Origin of the sequence: Collinsella aerofaciens (assembly GCF_040910325.1) — a bacterium.
Lineage (GTDB): Bacteria > Actinomycetota > Coriobacteriia > Coriobacteriales > Coriobacteriaceae > Collinsella > Collinsella aerofaciens_BL.
Map to the genome: position 1 here is coordinate 1 of NZ_JBDGAV010000049.1, position 5,720 is coordinate 5,720.

Consider the following 5,720-nt stretch of genomic DNA (forward strand, 5'->3'; position numbering starts at 1 on the left):
AATGGTTCGATGTCTGCCCGGATGCGACACAACTGGTGTGTCCATCCTCGCAGTATCCGGTTCTCAAGGTGCACGCCCCGCGGCTGATCCGGTTCCACCGGGCCGCGCGGCAAGGAGATATATTGCCAGACCGGAGGGGCCCCGTGGGCGGGAATCTGGGCGTACACATTTCCTACACATCTTGTGATCCGACTAACGTTTGCCAGCCGTTAACTACCGCTCGCCGAGCATCTCTTTATATAAGGCAGTCTCATGGTTAAAGCGGATACGTCCCCCTAGCTAAAGCACAGCCAGCATCGAGCAACTCATCGCGTTCTTCCACCGAGAACCCCTCGGCGTAGACGCGCACCACTGGTTCGGTCCCGCTAGGACGGACCAGCAGCCACGTGTCATCCTCAAATGACAGACGCAAGCCGTCCATATGACTAACGTTTTGCGGCACCTTGCCACAAATCGACTTGGGGTTTACGCCCGGCAGCAGGGTTCGTAACGTTTCGGCATCTTCGGCCTCAAGGCGCAAATCGCGTCGACCGTAACTCGTCTTACCAAAACTGTCCTCGAGTTGGTCGACCAGAACGCCCAAAGGCGCGTCCGTCTTTGCCATAAGCTCACACAGAATCAGACAGGCGAGGATTCCATCGCGCTCGGGCATATGCGCGGCGATGCCGATACCACCGGCTTCTTCGCCGCCCATGAGGACGCCGCCCTTCTTCATCTCCGCCGCTATATATTTGAAACCGACTGGTTTGACGGTCACGCGGCAGCCAAGCGCCTCGGCAATGCGACGCACGAGCGTCGAGCATGAAAGATTGACGACGACGCGCCCCTCCAAATTACGAAATTGAACCAAGTCGCCCAAAACGAGCGCCATGATCTGATGCGGATGTATATATCTGCCGCGCTCGTCAACCGCGCCGATACGGTCGGCGTCGCCGTCGGTCACCAGGCCAGCGCAAGCTCCGTCCTCGATAACCGTGCGCTCGCAAGCGTCCACCCACGGTTCAACGGGGTCGGGGCAGATATCTTCTTGGTCAGACGCCTGCCCGGCGTGAATCTCGTGCACCCCAACGCCAAGCTCGCGCAACAAGTCGGCTAGATAGCCCTGGGCTGCGCCGCCCATGGGATCGACAACCACGCGCAAGTGCGCGGCGCGGATGGCTTCGGCATCGACAAACGATGCCACCGCCTGCATATAGTCAGGAATGATATCCGCGGTGCGATATTGCCCCTCGAGCCCCATTGGCTCGGGAGCCATAGTCTCTTCGAGCTCTTCGATGACATCCTGGTTGGCGGTCGAGCCGTCACCCATGCGAATCTTGAGGCACAGATAGCCCTGCGGATGATGGGACCCCGTCACCATGAGCGCGCCGCACGCTTCACCGTCATAAGCCGCCGCCCACGTAAGGGCAGGGGTCGGGACAGGTCGCGAAGCGAGCACGGCGTCTAGCCCGTGCGCTGCTAGCACGCCCGCCGCAAGCTCAGCGAACTCGCGCGCCAGGGGCCGGGTGTCGAACCCTATATATACCGTTTTGCCCGGATTGGTCTTTTGCCACAACTCGCCGACGGCATCGGCGATACGGGCAACGTTATCGGCAGTGAAGTCCTCATCGACGCGAGCGCGCCAACCGTCAGTTCCAAAATGAATTATCGCGCACACGCGCAGACACCTCACAGTGTTTGGATCATGGTACGCATGAGGTATACCCGCAACACGCACTCGACAACCTGCCGGCACCAGCATTCACCATTTGGGCAAATGCTGCCGAGGACATGCAAGCAATAAAAAAACCGCCCCGTATGGAGCGGTTTTACCCTTTATATATCGAGCGCCTCGGCCATCGCTGCCGTAGTGATTGCCGTGGTTCCACAACAACTGCCCACCATTGCGGCGCCGGCATGCCTCCATTCGATGCATGCGCGCGCGAAAGCTTCGGGGTTCTCGTGCCATACGGGGCCATCCTGAGTCTGGACCGGATCGCCCACGTTGGGACGCACCGTGACGGGAGTAGTCGCCGATGCAACCATCCTGGGCACCGCCGCGTTCGCGGCCGCAAGCGAACAGCAATTAACACCAACCGAGTTTGCGCCGTGTTTTTCGGCGTACAAAACGGCTGCCTCGATGTTAAGGCCATCGCCCAACAGGTCGCCTTTATCGTCAACGACAAAACTCACCAGAACAGGCATGCCGTCGGCGGCATCTAGGGCGCCGGCAAGCATGGGCTGCAGATTACGGATAGACGTCACCGTCTCGATCAGCAGACCGTCAACACCAGCATTGAGCAAGGCGTGCGCCTGTTCGCGCGCAATGCCTCGGATTTCACGATACTCGGCAGAGTCCTCGGCAAACCACTCAATACCGATCGGGCCCATCGAGCCTAGCAGCAGCTGAGGGTGCGCCTGGCGGGCATCGTCGACGGCCCCGCGATTGACCTCCGCCACGGACGGCGCAATCTGGTCGTGCTTGAGGGCATAGCTCGATGCCTGAAAGGTGTTGGTAATGAGCACCTGCGCGCCGGCGGCGACATACAAGCGATGGATACGAGAAACGGTCTGCGGCTCTGCCAGATTCCAAAACGCCGGTGGAATGTCGGCGGCATCGTACTCACTCAACAGAACACTGCCCATGGGGCCCTGCGCCAACAAGGTCTCGCTCGACAAGCGGCGCGTAAGTTCCTCGGCACCAAAGCGGTTGTAATAACTCGTATCCATATATATCCCGCTATTCCTCGACGCTGATTCCCTGCTTTTCGAGATAGGCGAGCCAGCGGTTCATCGTGTCCTCGGAAAGCGCATGCTCCATCATGCAGGCCTCGGAATCGGCTCGCTCAAATTCGACACCGAGCTCCTGAACCAAAAACGTGCGGATGAGGCGATGACGGTACCAGATAGCCGTACCAACCTCGCGGCCGCGATCGGTCAGGACTACCTTGCCGTAGTGCGATTGCTCGACAAGTTCGGATGCCTTGAGCGCCGAAACCGCTTTATTGACCGATGCCTTGGAGACGCCAAGGCGCTGCGCGATGTCGACCGATCGCACGCCGTTGGTTTCCCCCTCTTCGCTTTCAATGCGAACCATGCACTCCAAGTAGTCTTCGTTCGCCACCGTCAGATGTAGTTCGCGCGAGCTATTTGTCGTATCCATGATCTTCCGTCCCTTCTGCATTCAATGGCTGATTCTACCCCATCCAAGCGTCGTGGTATGCCGTGGCATACCGTGCTAGAGTTCTTGTTGCACACGACGACCAAGATTGGAGCGGTCTTTATGGAAAACACCACCACGAGCCCCGATGTCCTCGAACGCTTTTTGCGCTACGTCCAGATCAACACGCAGTCCGAGGATGCAAACTGCGACCAGGTACCCTCGAGCGCCGTTCAGTTTGACCTTGCCAACGTGCTGGCTGAAGAGCTGCGCGAGCTTGGTGCGGAAGATGCCCACGTGACCGAGCACGCCTATGTCTGCGCGCATATCCCCGCAAGTGCGGGCGCTGAGGACAAGCCCGCCCTGGGCCTGATCGCCCATCTCGACACCACCGAAGTTGCACCGGGCGCCGGCGTGAAGCCGCACATCGTGCACTACGAAGGCGGCAACCTGGTCTGCGGCACGGTTGACGGTAAACCCGTTGCCATGAGTACCGCCAAGCTTCCCGCCCTGAATGACCTCGCGGGTGAGGACCTGGTCTGCAGCGACGGCACCACGCTGCTGGGCGCAGACGACAAGGCAGGCGTCGCCGAGATCATGTCGCTTGTCGCGCGTATCGCTCAGGACCCTTCTCTGCCCCATCCCGCACTCGGCATTTGCTTCTGCCCTGACGAGGAGATCGGCCACGGAGCCGAGCTGTTGGATATCGATACCTTTGGCTGCAAGTACGCCTACACGGTCGACGGCGGCCCCATCGGCGAGCTGGAGTGGGAGTGCTTTAACGCCGCTGAGGCGACCGTCCGCTTTGAGGGCCAGTCCATCCACCCGGGCGACGCTAAGGGCCGTATGGTCAACGCAGGCAATCTGTTCTGCGACTTCAACGCGTTGCTCCCCTACGTGCAGCGCCCGGAGTATACGGAAGGCTACGAGGGCTTTTATCACCTTGAGGGTGTATCTGCGACCGTCGATCACGCCACAGCGCGCTATATCGTCCGCGACCATGACGCCGCCAAGTTCCAGCAGAAACTCGACCTTATTGATGCCGCCGCCTCGATGCTCAACCAGCGTCTGGGTGAGGAGCGTGTGACGGTCGAGATTAAGCAGCAGTATCGAAATATGGCCGAGATCGTTCGTGACTATCCCGAGCTTATTGATGTTGCCAAGGAAGCCTACCTTGCCTGCGGCGTTGAGCCCCAAGTGCTGCCGATTCGCGGCGGCACCGACGGCGCGCAGCTGTCGTTCCGCGGTCTGCCCTGCCCCAACCTTTCCACCGGCGGCTATTGCTACCACGGCGTCAACGAGTTCGTCCCGGTCAGTTCGCTCGTCAAGATGACCGATGTGCTCCAGGAGCTCGTCGCCCGCTTTGCATAAGCCTGGCTGCACAAGTCCAAAAGACGAATTGCCCCGTCCTCAACCAAGAACGGGGCGATTTTTTTACTGCAACGAGAATAGGTTGACGCACGCCAGCCTCTTAACGCAAGGAGTGTCCCAAACTGCCGGCACAGACGATATGAGCAGGACATAAAAACATTGAGAGCCCCTGCTGCATGAAAGACCGCGGATTAGGCCGACAATGGTGAGTGTCTAATTCAGCCGCGGCGGCCACGCCGCATTCATGGAAGGGGCTCCCATGCTCGATACTACCACCTTCGTCGGCCTCGACGTCCACGCCCGCTCGATAAAGGCAGTCTCCCTCGACGTCATGACCGGGGAGGTACGTGCCGCGACCTTCGGCTACGACGCCGGCGCCGTCGCGGAGTGGGTCCGTTCCGTGGACCCCAGGGCCAGGTGCGTGTACGAGTCCGGGGTCACGGGCTTCGACCTGCAGAAGAGGCTCTCCGGCCTGGGGGTCGACTGCGTGGTCGGCGCCGTCTCGAAGATGATCAAGCCCAGCGCGGACAGGCGCAGGAAGAACGACCGCAACGACGCCGAGTTCCTCGCCCGCATGCTGTCGGTCGGCAACGTGGTCGAGGTGTGGGTCCCCGACGACGAGTGCGAGGCCGCCCGCGACCTGACCAGGGCGCTCGAGGACGCGAGGGACGACCTCTCGCGCGCGAAGCAGCGGCTCTCCAAGTTCCTGCTCAGGCACGGGCTCGTCTTCGACGAGAGGACGCCCACCGGCCGCAGGAAGGGCAACTGGACCCGGGCGCACTGGTCCCGGATCGAGTCGATTAGGTTCGCGGAGGGGGCCGACAACGACGTGCTCGCCTACTACGTCGACGCGGTCAGGCGGGCGGCGGAGGAGAAGGCGCGGCTCGAGGGGCTCGTCGAGGCCGAGGCCCGCAAGCCCAGGTGGAGGAGGAGGGTCGACTCCCTGCGCTGCCTCAAGGGCGTAGACACCGCGTCCGCCGCCGACCTCGTGTTCGAGGCCGGCGAGTTCTCGAGGTTCAGGAACGCCCGGTCGTTCGCCGCATGGGTCGGCCTGACGCCCTCCGAGCACTCCAGCGGGGAGAGCGACCGCAGGGGCGCGATCACCAAGGCAGGCAACAAGCACCTGAGGAAGGCGCTGGTCGAGGCCGCGTGGCACTACCTGACGTGCTCGGGGCGGCCGAAGGACCTCGCCAAGGGCCAGGCCCCGGAC

General features: G+C 61.4%; 5 protein-coding genes. 2 read left to right on the top strand and 3 right to left on the bottom strand.

Annotation, left to right across the window (positions count from 1 at the left end; all coding sequences use genetic code 11):
• Positions 1-256: 256 nt before the first annotated feature.
• From AB5Z25_RS10630 to AB5Z25_RS10640, 3 genes are all read right to left on the bottom strand, one after another.
• The gene (locus tag AB5Z25_RS10630) at positions 257-1,657 is read right to left on the bottom strand and encodes a phosphoglucomutase/phosphomannomutase family protein (RefSeq protein WP_368135562.1); all 1,401 of its coding nucleotides are present in this window, start codon (positions 1,655-1,657) and stop codon (positions 257-259) included.
• Positions 1,658-1,815: 158 nt separating this feature from the next.
• Positions 1,816-2,709, bottom strand: coding sequence for a homocysteine S-methyltransferase family protein (locus AB5Z25_RS10635; RefSeq protein ID WP_138113471.1), 894 nt, complete (start codon positions 2,707-2,709; stop codon positions 1,816-1,818).
• A 10-nt stretch (positions 2,710-2,719) separates the two neighbouring features.
• On the bottom strand, positions 2,720-3,142 hold the full coding sequence (locus AB5Z25_RS10640; protein ID WP_035138800.1) for a metal-dependent transcriptional regulator: 423 nt from the start codon (positions 3,140-3,142) through the stop codon (positions 2,720-2,722).
• A gap of 120 nt (positions 3,143-3,262) precedes the next feature.
• Between AB5Z25_RS10640 and pepT the strand changes: the two genes are divergently transcribed.
• The gene (pepT, locus tag AB5Z25_RS10645; protein ID WP_138113473.1) at positions 3,263-4,510 is read left to right on the top strand and encodes a peptidase T; all 1,248 of its coding nucleotides are present in this window, start codon (positions 3,263-3,265) and stop codon (positions 4,508-4,510) included.
• Between the two features lie 259 nt (positions 4,511-4,769).
• On the top strand, positions 4,770-5,720 hold a 951-nt coding region (locus AB5Z25_RS10650), incomplete at its 3' end, for an IS110 family RNA-guided transposase (RefSeq protein ID WP_368135564.1).

Bases quoted from the DNA above. Each gene is read 5' to 3' on its own strand.
- AB5Z25_RS10640 (WP_035138800.1), bottom strand. From the start codon at position 3,142: ATGGATACGACAAATAGCTCGCGCGAACTACATCTGACGGTGGCGAAC.
- pepT (WP_138113473.1), top strand. From the start codon at position 3,263: ATGGAAAACACCACCACGAGCCCCGATGTCCTCGAACGCTTTTTGCGC.
- AB5Z25_RS10635 (WP_138113471.1), bottom strand. From the start codon at position 2,709: ATGGATACGAGTTATTACAACCGCTTTGGTGCCGAGGAACTTACGCGC.